Below are 13,087 nucleotides of genomic sequence, written 5' to 3'. Positions count from 1 at the left end.
GATTAGGCATCCAAATTTGAAATTAAGGGAGAATTTTGGTGCTCGTAAATGAGCGATAAAGGATAGTGTTTGCCAGCTTGGGCATCCTGCACGGCTTTAATCACCAATGGGCTGCGAGCACGTGCGGTTTCAACCAGTTCATCCAGCGTCATCCAGACTGCACCGACAATACCGGTATCCAGTTCAGCATTTTCATCATGGCTGACGGCTTCTGCTCTCAGGCAGAAACGGAAATAGGTACGATCCGGGAACATCGGCGGGGTATAGGTATAGATGCCGATCAGATCAGTAACATTGACCTGATAACCGGTTTCTTCCATAGTTTCACGAATGGCTGCTTCGACAATGGTTTCACCTGCCTCCACATGGCCTGCCGGTTGATTGAATACGGTATGGGTAACACCTTCAGTATGTTCTTCAACGAACAGGAATTTTCCATTTTTTTCGACGACAGTTGCGACAGTGACGTGAGCAGTCCAAGCGGTCATAGAGGAGCACCATGGAATAAAAACTGTATTCTACAAAATTTAGGCGGCGGTGGCTATGTTGATACTCGGGATTTTAATTTAGATGATTAACAATAAATGTATTTGGCGAAAAAGAAAGCGTAGAATATAATGAGTGCATAAAATACTAAAACAGCAATATTTGCATTCTATGCTTTAATATAAGAATTTGATTTAAAATAAAATTTAATAAAAATTAGCAGTATTTCATAACAATTAGAATAAATAACAGGCTTTATAGGACAGGATTCCAATGAAATTCAGAACAGACATCAATGGCCTCAGAGCAATTGCAGTGATTTCAGTCATGCTATTTCATTTTAATGCGGCCTGGATGCCTGGCGGTTTTGTTGGGGTAGATGTCTTCTTTGTGATTTCAGGCTTTTTAATGACTGGAATCATATTTAAAGATTTAGAACATGAAAAATTTTCTATTCTGAAATTTTATGTGGCTCGTGCGAATCGGATTATTCCAGCTTTGGCCGTGCTTTGTCTGGTATTAATGATTTTTGGCTGGTTTTATCTGACGCCTTTTGATTACAAGTTATTGGGTAAGCATGCCGCGAGTAGCATGACTTTTTTATCCAATATCAGTTACTGGAAGGAATCCGGTTACTTTGAGGCAGGTACTCACGAAAAGTGGTTATTACATACCTGGTCACTTTCCGTGGAATGGCAATTCTATATGATTTATCCGCTTGTTCTCATTGCCATGCGCAAGTTCATGTCTATCCAGACCATGAAATTTGTGCTGCTGGCAGGAACAATTTTAGGATTCATTCTGTCTGTGATCGCTACCTACAAATGGCCAAATCCGGCTTATTTCCTGTTACCTACCAGAGCCTGGGAAATGATGATCGGGGGAATTGCTTATCTTTACCCTTTGGCCTTGCAGGAAAATAAGAAAAGGTTGCTGGAAGGAACGGGATTGGCACTTATTCTGGGATCCTATTTCTTCATTTCAGCAGAAGATTTGTGGCCTGGTTATCTGGCAGTTTTTCCTGTTATCGGTACCTTCCTGATGATTCAGGCACATCGACATGACAGTGTTCTTACCAATAATATTGTATTTCAAAAGCTGGGGACTTGGTCTTATTCTATTTACCTATGGCACTGGCCTTTGGTTGTGCTGATCTATATCTACTCATTGCCTGAATATTATGTGTATGCCGGAATAGCACTTTCTATAGTGTTAGGTTTTCTGAGCTACAAGTATATTGAGCAGATTAAATTACCTTCATACCATCAGTGGAAAGATATTTATCGTATAAAACCGCTTTATTTTTCTCTAGTGCTCATGAGCTTAGGCGTTACTTTAAATATATTTAATGGTTTTAATACAGATCTGCGCCAAGGTGCAGCCTCAGAACAGGCAAAATTTTTAGATTATTATAATGAGAAATTCAAAAATTTAAGGGATGCATATTGGCTGAAATGTGATACTTACGTGAGCCTGACTGAGCATAATAGTTATGATCCTGATCCAATCTGTATCACGAAACAAAAGGAAGGTGGGGTGTTCTTATGGGGAGATTCTCATGCTGAGGCACTTTCTTTAGGGCTGAGGACATTACTGAAATCCAATGATATCCCTTTTTATCAGAAAACCTCCTCCATTTGCCGGGCATCGCTGACCGAGATCAACTATCATAAAGGAGCTTATAAAGAAGCCTGTGACTATTCCAATAAACTGGCACTAAAGAGCATCGCAGAACTGAAACCCAAAATTGTGCTTATCACCCAAGCCCTGAAACACGACGAAACCAATTGGGAAAATATCGGGAAAAGTTTACTTCAACTTGGCGTATCCAATATCGTCATTGTGGGGCCAATTTCACAATGGAAACCTTCACTTCCGAAAGTGATGGTGAAACCGAAAAACTGGAATAGTGCTGAAGATTTTATATTTGATGCCGGACTGGATTTAAGAGCAGTTCAAGTAGACGAGAAAATGAAAAAATTACAATATCCTCAGGGAATTACCTATATATCTCTTATTGATCATCTATGTAAAAAAGATGATGTTCAGCAGCAATACAAATGTCGGATTCGGGCAGCTCAAGGAGAAGACCTGCTCCAGGTAGATTATGGTCATTTAAGTGAATCAGGCTCTCTATTTGTGGGGAATACCATACTGTCAAAATACTTATTAAATTTATATTTTCAGGGTGTGGCTACAAAACAATAAGCTTATTTCCTATGATTGATCAGCCACCCATTGAGGTGGCTTTTACGTATATAAGTTTAATCAAAATTATTCATTCATATTGAACACTTCAGTGATCACGCAATCACGCACAAACTGTTCATCGTGTGAAACTAAAATCACAGCGCCTTTATAAGACCGAATTGCACTTGCCAACGAAGCTTTAGACTCAATATCCAGATGATTTTCTGGCTCATCCAATAATAAAAGTTTGGGGTGAGGAGAGACTTGGCTGAGACCTAGTAATACTACTTTGAGTTTTTCACCACCACTTAACTGAGGCAAAGGATAAGTACCTTTATCACCACGAATTCTAAGTTGGCCCAATAAATTACGCCATTCCACTTCCGGAATATCAGGATTCATCTGCCTTAAATTTTCAATTGCACTTAGTGCTTCATTGAGAAAACTAAAATTTTGATCCAGATAAAAACAGTTTCGTGCCAAAAAGATTTGATCCAGAGGTTGCTGCTTTTGTTGGGCGATCAGTTTCAGTAAAGTGGATTTACCACTTCCGTTTCGGCCTACAATATGGATTTTTTCACCGGCGTTTAAAGCGAGATTTACAGGATGTGGAGTACCAAAAGGAAGCTTTAACTCTTTAACCCGCAGAATTTCACCAGATTGTAGTTTAAGGTCTGGAAATTGAAATAGCTGAGGTTTTATCTTTTCAAGTTGCTGCTTTTGAACTTTTAACTCAGATTGTTCATTGGAAATTTGCCGTTGGTGCTGTGCCTGAACTTTACCTATACTTTGACCAGCTTGTTTCTTTTTAAAGTCTAAAAGCACTTTGGCTTGGGAATTCGAATCACGTAATTTGTTTCCGGCACGTTCCCGCTTTTGTGCTTTCATTAAAACGTCATGTTGCTTGTGCTTCATCTGTTTAATATCACGCTGACTCTGCTGAATTGACTGTTCGAGTGAAGCGACATTTTTCTGATATTGCTCAAAAAACTCCGCATAGTTTCCAGTAGTGTGCTGTAATCCATGCTCATTTAAATAATAAATATGATCAACCTGATCTAGTAAAGTCCGGTCATGACTAATGATCAACGCACCAGCAGGATGTAACTTTAAATACTCTATTAGGGTGTGTTGACACTTTTAGCTTAAAAAAATAGCGAAGTAGTAAAATCAAATCGCCAAACCCAATTTTACTATTCGCTATGCCTCGTACCATGCTGACAGATCAACACTGGCAAAAGTTGAAAACTATTTTGCGTAATTTATCTATTCATCACAACTCAAATTTACGTAATTTTATTGAAGCTATTCTCTATAGAATTAGAACAGGCTGTCCGTGGCGAGATATTCCTTCCTATTTCGGTCAATCAAACTCTATTTTCAAACGTTTTAATCGTTGGTCAAGCAGTGGTAAGTTGCTTAGATTATTCAAATTATTAGCATCATGCCCCGATATGGAGTGGATTTTTATTGATGGCTCTCACGTACGTGCTCATCAACATTCTGCCGGTATAGCGAATCAATCCATTTCTAAAAGTGTAGGAGGAAACTCCTCAAAAATACATTTGATTGTTGATGCAAATGGCAATCCTATTGATTTCATGATTACCGATGGAACCACACATGACGTCAAAGTTGCACCTGATTTAATATCAACATTAGACTTAAAAGAGACAAAAGTGGTCTGCGCAGATAAAGGCTATGATTCAGAACCACTGCGTGAACAGATCAGAAAAACAGGAACAAAAGCGAATATACCAAGGAGAATAAATAGCCAATCGAACAATGATCATATGGACTGGTATTTATATAAAATCAGGCATTTAGTTGAAAATATGTTTTGTAGATTAAAGCAATTTAGAGGAATAGCTACTCGATATGACAAGCTCAAAAGAAATTATCAAAGTGCTGTTGCCTTAGCCTGTATATTTTTATGGCTACCTTTATAGGTTTAATTATGAACAGTAAATGTCAACAGACCCTAACTATGTCCGTGCTTCACGATCCAGATGGTTGCTTGGCTCATCCAGCAATAAATAATGTTCAGGCTTTAAAAATAAAGTACACAAAGCAAGTTTGGTCTTTTGGCCCTCACTCAAATATTGCACGGGAAAGTCCAGATCGGTGGGCAATTGCGCTGAACTCAACAGTTGCTGCCATTCATGCGGCAAGTGCCAGTGGTCTTCAAGTAGCTCATAATCCTCAAAACTGGCTGTGCCATGTTCAACATTTTTAAAAGCACGATGTAATTGACTTACTTCGAGTGCTTCAGCAATTGTGGCTGCCTTTAACCGATGCAATTGTGGTAGATAGGCATGATGCATTTGCCAGGAAACTTGGCCTGAAAAATGTGGAGAAGAATGCTGATCCTGATGCAAAAGCTGCATGAGCAAAGACTTACCTTGTCCATTACGGCCTATTAAAGCGCTGACCTGAGCTTTAGGAAGGGTAAAATTTAAATTCTGAAATATGACTTTGGACGGGAATTCTAAAGTCAGATTGGATATTACACATGCCTGTTGAGTCATAAATAACCTCATAAATACAGGATGCACAAAATAAACAAGAGATTTTTTCTAGAAAAGATCAAGCTAGACGATCTATTTTGCACATCAATCTAAAAATAATCGTTGATGAGAAAAATAGACTTACTTCATTGGCGTGACTCACTTATAAGAGAAGGGGAATTCGGACCTTATTTTAATACAAATAATCTTGCTTAAAAATAGATCAAATTAGGATTTTTTATCCAATATATTGATGCTGATTTAAGTGAATTTCAGGATTTTAAGAATATGAGATGATTTACTTGAAGTTGAACGAGTAAGTTTCATTTACACTATGCGGCTAAAGTCTCTCTATTTTGCTTTTAAAGGATTTTTTTATGTCTGAACTTAAGCTCTACATTACTTTATTGGGCGGCAAGCATGAAAAAGCCAATGTAGAAGTACATGATGTAGTTCCGGTCATTAGTTCAGATATTAAGACAGCTTTTCCATATCTGAAGGAACAATGGTTTGGTGTGCAAAAAGGCCTGCATGTCGATGGTTGGATGACGATCAATGGTGTCAACTATCAGGATCTGAATTATCAGGTTCAGGTGACGGACATACCTGTAAAACAGGATTTAAAACTATTCCTGATCAATCTGGGTGCTTATGTGCCAGATCAGTTTGGTGAAATCCATAAATATCTGGTAGTTGCTGCTAAGAATAAGACTGAGGCTAAAGCACAAGGCAAGCTGGCCATTGAAAAGACCTGGTTTAAACCTCATACCGATGCCGTGATTGATGTAGATGATTGCTTAGAACTGAACAAGATTGACCAGAAATTTGTACATCTAGTAGAGGGAGACTTTGAAGCCAATAGTTTTAAGAACGATTATGTGGTTATTCCTTAATTAAGATAAGGCTACATAAAGTAGCCTTAGTTTGTCTATTTATTTGTAATGACCTGAGACTTTCACATAATTCTGTGCTGAATAAGGCAAGAAAGCTATTTCTTTCTCAGTCAGTGGACGCACTTTTTTGACTGGACTGCCTACATACAAGTATCCACTTTCTAATACCTTATTCGGTGGTACCAGTGAACCTGCTCCAATCATCACATCATCTTCAACAACTACATCATCCAGAATAATTGTACCGATACCCACTAAAACACGATTACCGATGGTACAGCCATGTAATTTTACATGATGACCAATTGTCACATCTTCACCAATAATCAGTGGTGAACCTTCAGGTTTATCCGCCTTTTTATGACTCACATGCAACATGGAATGATCCTGTACATTCGAATTCTTGCCAATACGAATATGATTCACATCACCACGAATTACAGCAAAAGGCCACACAGATACATTTTCGCCTAAAACAACATCACCTACGATCACCGCCATCGGATCGATATAACAGGAGTCAGCGACTTGCGGGCGAGTATCAAGATAAGGGCGAATGTTTTGGCTCATGTCAGTATCATCCTGAAAGTTTATAAGTATTATAAAATAAAAAAGCACACATTCGATGAATGTGTGCTTTCGCTTTAGTAAGATCTAATATTGATAATAAATATTAGAACAGGTTACTAAAAAATTGTTTGATATGATCCAGCATACGAGCAAAGAAACCAGCTTCTTCAACTGCTTTTAGTGCAACAAGTGGTTTCTCAGCAATCACTTTGCCGTTTAAAGTCGCCACATATTTACCTACGACTTGACCTGGTTGTAAAGGTGCAGTCAGTTTAGGCTGAACGACCAATTGAGTTTTAATGGCATTGGCCTGACCTTTAGGCATAGTCACGTTAAAGTTTTCTGCAAGACCGATCTGAACTTCATTTTCCTTACCAAACCAGACTTTAGACTTGGCTAGAACCTGTTTAGCTGGCTGAACATTTTTGGTTTCAAAGTTTGCATAACCCCAAGCCAGAAGTTCACGTGTTTGTGATGCACGTTCATTCATGGTTGGTGCACCGAAAATCACTGAAATCAGACGAGTCGGACCACGTTTTGAAGAAGTCGTTAAGCAGTAACCGGCTTCATCGGTGTGACCAGTTTTCAGACCATCTACACTTGGATCAGTATAGAGCAGGGCATTACGGTTACCTTGCTTAATCCCATTAAAAGTAAATTCTTTTTCAGAGTAAATTGGATAGTATTTTGAACTGTCCTTGATGATGTGCTGAGCCAAAGTTGCCATATCTTTCGCAGTCGAATAGTGGCCTTCAGCTGGCATACCAGTCGAGTTGATGAAGCTGGTATTGGTCATGCCGATCCGTTTCGCTTCCTGGTTCATCATATGTGCAAAGGTACCCTCGTTCCCTGCAATATGTTCAGCCATCGCTTTAGACGCATCGTTACCGGACTGGATAATAATTCCGCGCAACATTTCTAGTGCAGTCGCCGTACCGTTTAAAGGCACATACATACATGATTCTGCACTGCTACCACGGCACCATGCAGATTCATTCATGCGAACCTGTTCATCTTCAGTCAGCTCACCACTTAATAACTTCTGCTCGATGATGTAACTGGTCATCATCTTGGTCATTGAAGCAGGGGCTAATTTTTCATTTTCATTTTTTGATGCGAGAATTTGCCCTGTCTCGTAGTCCATTAGCACATAAGATTTATTATTCAATTCTGGTGGTGCAGATAAGACAGTTGCTGCAAAGCTAAAACTAGGAATTAATAATAATGCAGCAAGGGCAGTTTTTTGGGTCATTTCTAGTGGGTTCCAATATCTTGATGTAAGCACGAAGAGCCTAGCATTTTAGGACAAAGCTAGGCTGACTTCTATGGGAAACCCGGGGTTATTTCAAAAGTATTGTAAGCAATCACTCAAAAAGTGGATTATTTACTGTAGCTCACCAACTCATTGCAAATGGCCTGATTCTTTTTCTTGCCAGCCTTTTTGGCGTCGCTCTGTGCTTCGGCCAGAATGTTACGGAAATCTGACTGTTTTACCATCTGATTCAGGCGTTCAACCGGATTTTTTTGACCCGGCAAATATTCAGTCACGAGCTGGTTATAACCCTGATTGAATTTTGCTTTGTCTTTGACCATGCTTGGGCAAATTTCAGAAAGGACATAAATCGCAGCCAATTCTTGCTTGGTAATTTCCTGACTTGGGGTGACTTCAATATTTTCATTTGCTGCATAAACCGAGCTGCCCCAAAGTGTCATACCAGCAACAACAGATAAACTTAAACTTTTAATTAATGTATGTTTCATCAAAAAACTCAAAAATTACATGTAGAACAATAATTTGTTAGCTTAAAGATATTTTTAAAATTGAAAAGAGGGGAAATGTAGTGAAGCTGTAGAATTATGAAGAAATGTGTAAGAGAAAAAAGACGATGCTGGCATCGTCTCATTTCAGTGAGAAAAACCTTATTCCTGATAGGCTAAAATGTCTTCACACGCTGTTTTTTGTTCGTCTTTTGCAGTCTGTTTTGCGCCTTGACGTGCTTCTTCAAGCACAGTCTTGTATTCACTGTCTGCCTGAAGCTTTTGATATGTCATCGATTTGTCAGAGTATTCTTTTAGATAAGATTGAATCAGCTGCTGAATCGTTGTATCGAATTTTGCATTCTGCCCAATAATGCCTGGACATACTTCGATCATTACCTGTGCAGACGCAACATCTTCTTTCACGATCATGTCATTTTCTTCAGCTGTCAAATCATTGGCAATAACTGCAGGAGAAACAAAAGTTGCCAAACTTAAAGCCAAAGCACCCCAAAGAGAGAATTTTTTCATCATCTTAAGCCATATGTATTAATGGATATCGTGCTACAAATATATATAATTCCTGAACTAATACAATGAAATGTCCTAGTGAGTCATTTTTTTAGCTCAACGAGATTTTGCAGTGAATATATTAATTTCCAATGATGATGGCGTTTTTGCACCGGGTATACAGGCAATGGCGCAAGCCTTGAGACCTTTAGGACGCGTTGTGGTGGTAGCCCCAGAAAGTGAACGTAGCGGATTTTCCAGTGCACTGACTTTAGACCGACCATTAAGACCGATCCAGATTTCTCCCGATGTATGGGCGGTTAATGGCACGCCGGCTGACTGTGTCTATCTGGCCATGAACGGCTTATTTGATGTTGAATTCGATCTGGTGGTCAGCGGCATTAACAGTGGTGCCAATCTGGGAGATGATGTGCTGTACTCAGGGACGGTGGGGGCTGCATTTGAAGGCCGTCTGGCCAAACAACCTGCATTGGCAGTTTCTCTATGTGGGCAAAACGTTCGATCTTATACCTTGCCAGAAGATTATCGCATTGCAGCGCAATGGGTACATGATTTTATTGCGGCAGGTTTGCCGACTTTGCCTGATCGTCATATTTTTAATGTGAATATTCCTGATATGGCTGAGCTGAAAGGAACTAAAGTGACCTTTCAGGGACGTCGTAGCCAGTCCAAGCCGATTACCAGTCATGTAGATCCACGTGGTCGCCAGGTTTACTGGATTGGGCTATCGGGTGAAGCAGTCACAATGCCAAAACATAAAGGAACTGAAATCGAGTCAGACTTTTTTGCAATTGCCAATGGCTATGTAAGCGTGACGCCAATTCAGATGGATGCCACAAACTATGACACACTTCACACTTTGCAAGCCCAGATTCTAAATAAAATCTAATGAATGTTATAAGTTTGTGAAAAATGAAAGCTTACAAGTATATTGTAGTAAAACTTTGCTAATCTTACTGGGTTTTTGCAACCGTATAGATGTTAGAGAGGAAGATAATGTCCTTGGTGTCACCGAAATACTTCATTCATGCTTCACCATCCAGCTTCATCAAAACTCTGGTTTTGTCCACTGTGGTTGTTTCCACAATGATTATTACTGGTTGTGCCACTAAACCTCAGGTCAATAATATGACCCGCTATGCCGCAGCGCCTGACTTCTATACGGTACGCTCTGGGGATACTTTGAGTGGCATTGCTGCACGTTATGGTCTGAGCTATATCAGTGTGGCAGAGATGAATGATATTGCTCCGCCGTATCGTATTTATGTGGGTCAGTCGATTCGCCTGAAAAATAACACTACCGCTCGCCGTACTACAGCGACTCAACCTGTTACCCAAGCTTCACCGATTCAGCGTCAAACGATTGCGATTCCAGCGCCAACCACTCCCGCTCCAACAACTGTTAAGACTACGCCAAAACCTGCCACCACTACTTCCGCACCGATTACCCCAGTATCGACAGCAGCAGGATTACGTTGGGTCAAGCCATCAAATGGTCCGGTATTACAAAACTATGATCTGGCCGCAAATATCAAAGGTACCCGTTATGGCGGTAATGTCGGAGATCCGGTCTTTGCTGCAGCAGATGGGCAGGTGGTATACGCAGCAGATGGCCTGAAGGAATATGGTAATCTGGTACTAGTTAAACATATTAATGGCTATATCACCGCTTATGCGCATAACAGCAAATTAAGCGTGAAAAGTGGCCAAAATGTAACGGCTGGTCAAAAAATTGCCGAGATGGGGGCGACTGGTACAACCCGCACTATGCTTGAGTTTCAGGTTCGCTTGGACGGAAAACCGATTAATCCAACAACAGTTTTACCAAATAATTAAATAAATAATGCAAAACGTAAATTTCACCGTATAATACAATGAGTTGCTTTTATCAAAAGATGAAGCATCTCATAAGTTTAGAGGGGAATTTATGTTAGATCAACTTCGAGCAATGGGTGTCTTTGCTTGTGTTGTGGAAAAGAACTCGTTTAGCGGTGCTGCACGTGAGTTAGGGATTACAACCAGCGCCGTGAGTCAACAAATTCGCTCTTTGGAACAGGATATGGAAGTTGTACTTCTAAATCGTTCTACGAGAAAATTAAGTCTGACCGAAGCGGGACAAGCTTTTTTTCACAGCTGCCAGGAAATGTTGTCTGCTGCTGAGCGTGGAAAGGTTCGCATTAACGAGTTACGTGACGATCTTGTTGGTGAACTTCGTATTGTATCCTTACCGGAAGTGTGTGCGAATCATGTGATTCCTGCACTTTCTCACTGGATGTCCGCACACCGTGGCCTGACAGTCCACCTGGAAACAAACAATCATGAGGTTGATTTGTTGGAAGGGCGTATTGATATTGCCCTGCGATTTGACCAGAACGATGATGACCACAACCTTCAGGTTGTGCCATTAATGCAGATTGAACAGATTCTTGTTGCTGCGCCAAGCTATATTAACCAGACCGCAATTATCTCGCGTCCTGAAGACCTGAAACACCATGATGTTTTGCCTTTAACGCATATTAAAAATCATCAGAATTTCAGTTTTCAGCATGTGCATAGCACAGAAAAGGTTGAATTTGAACTAAGCTCACGCTTTAGTACCAATAACAGCTTGGTTGCAAAAGCCATGTGTCTGCAAGGCAACGGGGTTGCCAAGATTTTATATCTTGATGTTAAAAAAGATTTATTAAATGGTTCACTGATTGAAGTCTTGCCTGAATGGAAACTTCCGCCAGTCACCCTTTATGCAGTTATGCCTAATCGAGAACAGCAACCGACTAAAGTCCTGCGCTGTCTGGATGCATTGAAACAATATTTTAGCCAGATCTCTGGTGGGCGTTTGTTGCAAGTCGCATCATAAATTCCCTATAAACAAAAAAGCCGCTTTAAAGCGGCTTTTTTGTTTTTCAAGATAGACTTAAGCAAGGTAGGCCTTGATCATTTTCACTAAACGCTCGATCAGTTGATCGGCCTGTTCCTGTGTAATATTCAGGGTAGGCAACAGACGAACGACATTACCTGCAGTCACGTTGATAATGGTTTTGTATTCATCGCGTGCAATATCCACCAGCTCACCACAGTCTTTAGGCAACTCAATCCCAATCATCAGACCGAATCCGCGTACAGTCACTTGATGATCTGCAAGATGGTTACGTAACTGCTCAACAATATATGCACCTTTTTCAGCGGCATTGGCTACGATATTTTCTTTTTGCATAATATCGATGATGGTATAAACCACGCGTGAACCCAATGCAGTACCGCTATAAGTCGAACCGTGATTCCCCGCAGTTAAAACACCGACACCACGACCTTGAGTCATCACGGCACCAATTGGGAAGCCATTGCCCAGACCTTTAGCAGTCGTCAATACGTCGGGCACAATATTGGTGTGCTGATAAGCAAAATATTTACCGGTACGGCCATTACCTGTTTGTACTTCATCCAGCATCATCAACCAGTTGTGCTGATTACAGATCTGACGGATTTCTTCCAGGTAACTAAAGCCTTGCGGTGCTGTATTGACACCACCTTCACCTTGGATCGGTTCAACCAGAATAGCCACGATATCCGGATGGTTAATTGCAGCTTCTTCAATGGCTTCAATATCACCAAAAGGTACACGAATAAAGCCTTCAACCAATGGGCCAAAGCCTTGTTGAACTTTTTTGTTACCTGTTGCAGACAGGGTTGCCAGCGTACGGCCATGGAAAGACTTGTCAGCTACAATAATTTTTGGTGTTGCAATGCCTTGCATATGACCGAATTTACGCGCAATTTTGATCGCACCTTCATTGGATTCTGCACCACTGTTGGAGAAGAAAACTTCTTCCATGCCAGCGACTTCAGCCAGTTTCTGTGCAGCAGCAGTTTGCCAAGGCACTTCAAACAGGTTACTGGTATGAATCAGGGTTGCAGCCTGTTCCGCAATTGCTTCAGCAATCACTGGATGAGCATGACCCAAACCGCAAACGGCGATCCCAGTTAAGGCATCTAAATACTCTGTACCATCTTCGGTATAAAGATATGCACCTCGTCCTCGGACAAAGCTGATCGGTTGACGACCAAAGACTGGCATCAAATGTGAAGGTTGATCAGTTTGTACCGGAGCGAGGGTAATATTGTTCATGACTAACTCTTTACTGTTAGGTGGAA

12 protein-coding genes and 2 pseudogenes are annotated in these 13,087 nt (G+C 40.6%); 6 read left to right on the top strand and 8 right to left on the bottom strand.

From position 1 onward, the window contains the following. Positions 1–2: 2 nt before the first annotated feature. On the bottom strand, positions 3–488 hold the full coding sequence (locus C3F22_RS08660) for an NUDIX hydrolase (protein WP_005234974.1): 486 nt from the start codon (positions 486–488) through the stop codon (positions 3–5). 271 nt (positions 489–759) lie between these two features. On the opposite strand from C3F22_RS08660, the gene C3F22_RS08655 reads away from it, so the two are divergent. After that, positions 760–2,694 carry an acyltransferase family protein gene (locus C3F22_RS08655; RefSeq protein WP_104426316.1) on the top strand — a complete coding sequence of 645 codons (1,935 nt, stop codon included), beginning with the start codon at positions 760–762 and terminating at the stop codon, positions 2,692–2,694. Between the two features lie 66 nt (positions 2,695–2,760). On the opposite strand, the pseudogene C3F22_RS08650 reads toward C3F22_RS08655, so the two are convergent. Next, positions 2,761–3,801: pseudogene (locus tag C3F22_RS08650) on the bottom strand (ATP-binding cassette domain-containing protein); the annotation flags it as partial. 77 nt (positions 3,802–3,878) lie between these two features. Between C3F22_RS08650 and C3F22_RS08640 the strand changes: the two are divergent. After that, positions 3,879–4,625 (top strand): IS5 family transposase, encoded by a 747-nt coding sequence (locus C3F22_RS08640; RefSeq protein ID WP_104426314.1) that lies wholly within the window; start codon positions 3,879–3,881, stop codon positions 4,623–4,625. 42 nt (positions 4,626–4,667) lie between these two features. Here C3F22_RS08640 and C3F22_RS08635 read toward each other — a convergent pair. Further along, positions 4,668–5,204, bottom strand: a pseudogene (locus tag C3F22_RS08635) (ATP-binding cassette domain-containing protein); the annotation flags it as partial. 356 nt (positions 5,205–5,560) lie between these two features. Between C3F22_RS08635 and C3F22_RS08630 the strand changes: the two are divergent. Further along, the gene (locus tag C3F22_RS08630; protein WP_104426312.1) at positions 5,561–6,076 is read left to right on the top strand and encodes a DUF1543 domain-containing protein; all 516 of its coding nucleotides are present in this window, start codon (positions 5,561–5,563) and stop codon (positions 6,074–6,076) included. A gap of 39 nt (positions 6,077–6,115) precedes the next feature. On the opposite strand, the gene C3F22_RS08625 is transcribed toward C3F22_RS08630, so the two are convergent. From C3F22_RS08625 to C3F22_RS08610, 4 genes are all read right to left on the bottom strand, one after another. Then, on the bottom strand, positions 6,116–6,646 hold the full coding sequence (locus C3F22_RS08625; protein WP_104426311.1) for a gamma carbonic anhydrase family protein: 531 nt from the start codon (positions 6,644–6,646) through the stop codon (positions 6,116–6,118). 103 nt (positions 6,647–6,749) lie between these two features. Next, positions 6,750–7,898, bottom strand: coding sequence for a D-alanyl-D-alanine carboxypeptidase PBP5/6 (gene dacC / locus C3F22_RS08620; protein WP_004782636.1), 1,149 nt, complete (start codon positions 7,896–7,898; stop codon positions 6,750–6,752). Between the two features lie 128 nt (positions 7,899–8,026). Next, complete coding sequence (locus C3F22_RS08615) at positions 8,027–8,407, bottom strand: MCR_0457 family protein (protein ID WP_004782633.1); 381 nt, start codon at positions 8,405–8,407, stop codon at positions 8,027–8,029. Between the two features lie 159 nt (positions 8,408–8,566). Further along, complete coding sequence (locus C3F22_RS08610; protein ID WP_104426310.1) at positions 8,567–8,938, bottom strand: MCR_0457 family protein; 372 nt, start codon at positions 8,936–8,938, stop codon at positions 8,567–8,569. Between the two features lie 109 nt (positions 8,939–9,047). Here C3F22_RS08610 and surE point away from each other — a divergent pair, with 109 nt between their 5' ends. The 3 genes from surE to C3F22_RS08595 all read left to right on the top strand — a co-directional run bounded on the left by surE (position 9,048) and on the right by C3F22_RS08595 (position 11,792). Further along, a complete protein-coding gene (surE, locus tag C3F22_RS08605; protein ID WP_104426309.1) occupies positions 9,048–9,824 on the top strand; it encodes a 5'/3'-nucleotidase SurE in 777 nt (258 codons plus the stop codon). A 107-nt stretch (positions 9,825–9,931) separates the two neighbouring features. Beyond that, positions 9,932–10,771: a peptidoglycan DD-metalloendopeptidase family protein gene (locus C3F22_RS08600; protein ID WP_104426308.1), complete on the top strand. Its 840-nt coding sequence runs from the start codon at positions 9,932–9,934 to the stop codon at positions 10,769–10,771. Between the two features lie 91 nt (positions 10,772–10,862). Further along, the gene (locus C3F22_RS08595; protein WP_104426307.1) at positions 10,863–11,792 is read left to right on the top strand and encodes a LysR family transcriptional regulator; all 930 of its coding nucleotides are present in this window, start codon (positions 10,863–10,865) and stop codon (positions 11,790–11,792) included. 57 nt (positions 11,793–11,849) lie between these two features. Here the strand turns inward: C3F22_RS08595 and C3F22_RS08590 are convergent, their stop codons facing one another. Further along, the gene (locus tag C3F22_RS08590; RefSeq protein WP_104426306.1) at positions 11,850–13,061 is read right to left on the bottom strand and encodes an aspartate aminotransferase family protein; all 1,212 of its coding nucleotides are present in this window, start codon (positions 13,059–13,061) and stop codon (positions 11,850–11,852) included. Positions 13,062–13,087 lie beyond the last annotated feature (26 nt).

The sequence above is a fragment of the Acinetobacter sp. ACNIH1 genome, from assembly GCF_002934695.1.
Classification (GTDB): domain Bacteria; phylum Pseudomonadota; class Gammaproteobacteria; order Pseudomonadales; family Moraxellaceae; genus Acinetobacter; species Acinetobacter variabilis.
Note: the sequence above shows the minus strand (reverse complement) of the source record. Positions and strands in the feature narration are given on the sequence as shown.

Bases quoted from the DNA above. Each gene is read 5' to 3' on its own strand.
- C3F22_RS08660 (WP_005234974.1), bottom strand. From the start codon at position 488: ATGACCGCTTGGACTGCTCACGTCACTGTCGCAACTGTCGTCGAAAAA.
- C3F22_RS08655 (WP_104426316.1), top strand. From the start codon at position 760: ATGAAATTCAGAACAGACATCAATGGCCTCAGAGCAATTGCAGTGATT.
- C3F22_RS08640 (WP_104426314.1), top strand. From the start codon at position 3,879: ATGCCTCGTACCATGCTGACAGATCAACACTGGCAAAAGTTGAAAACT.
- C3F22_RS08630 (WP_104426312.1), top strand. From the start codon at position 5,561: ATGTCTGAACTTAAGCTCTACATTACTTTATTGGGCGGCAAGCATGAA.
- C3F22_RS08625 (WP_104426311.1), bottom strand. From the start codon at position 6,646: ATGAGCCAAAACATTCGCCCTTATCTTGATACTCGCCCGCAAGTCGCT.
- dacC (WP_004782636.1), bottom strand. From the start codon at position 7,898: ATGACCCAAAAAACTGCCCTTGCTGCATTATTATTAATTCCTAGTTTT.
- C3F22_RS08615 (WP_004782633.1), bottom strand. From the start codon at position 8,407: ATGAAACATACATTAATTAAAAGTTTAAGTTTATCTGTTGTTGCTGGT.
- C3F22_RS08610 (WP_104426310.1), bottom strand. From the start codon at position 8,938: ATGATGAAAAAATTCTCTCTTTGGGGTGCTTTGGCTTTAAGTTTGGCA.
- C3F22_RS08600 (WP_104426308.1), top strand. From the start codon at position 9,932: ATGTCCTTGGTGTCACCGAAATACTTCATTCATGCTTCACCATCCAGC.
- C3F22_RS08595 (WP_104426307.1), top strand. From the start codon at position 10,863: ATGTTAGATCAACTTCGAGCAATGGGTGTCTTTGCTTGTGTTGTGGAA.
- C3F22_RS08590 (WP_104426306.1), bottom strand. From the start codon at position 13,061: ATGAACAATATTACCCTCGCTCCGGTACAAACTGATCAACCTTCACAT.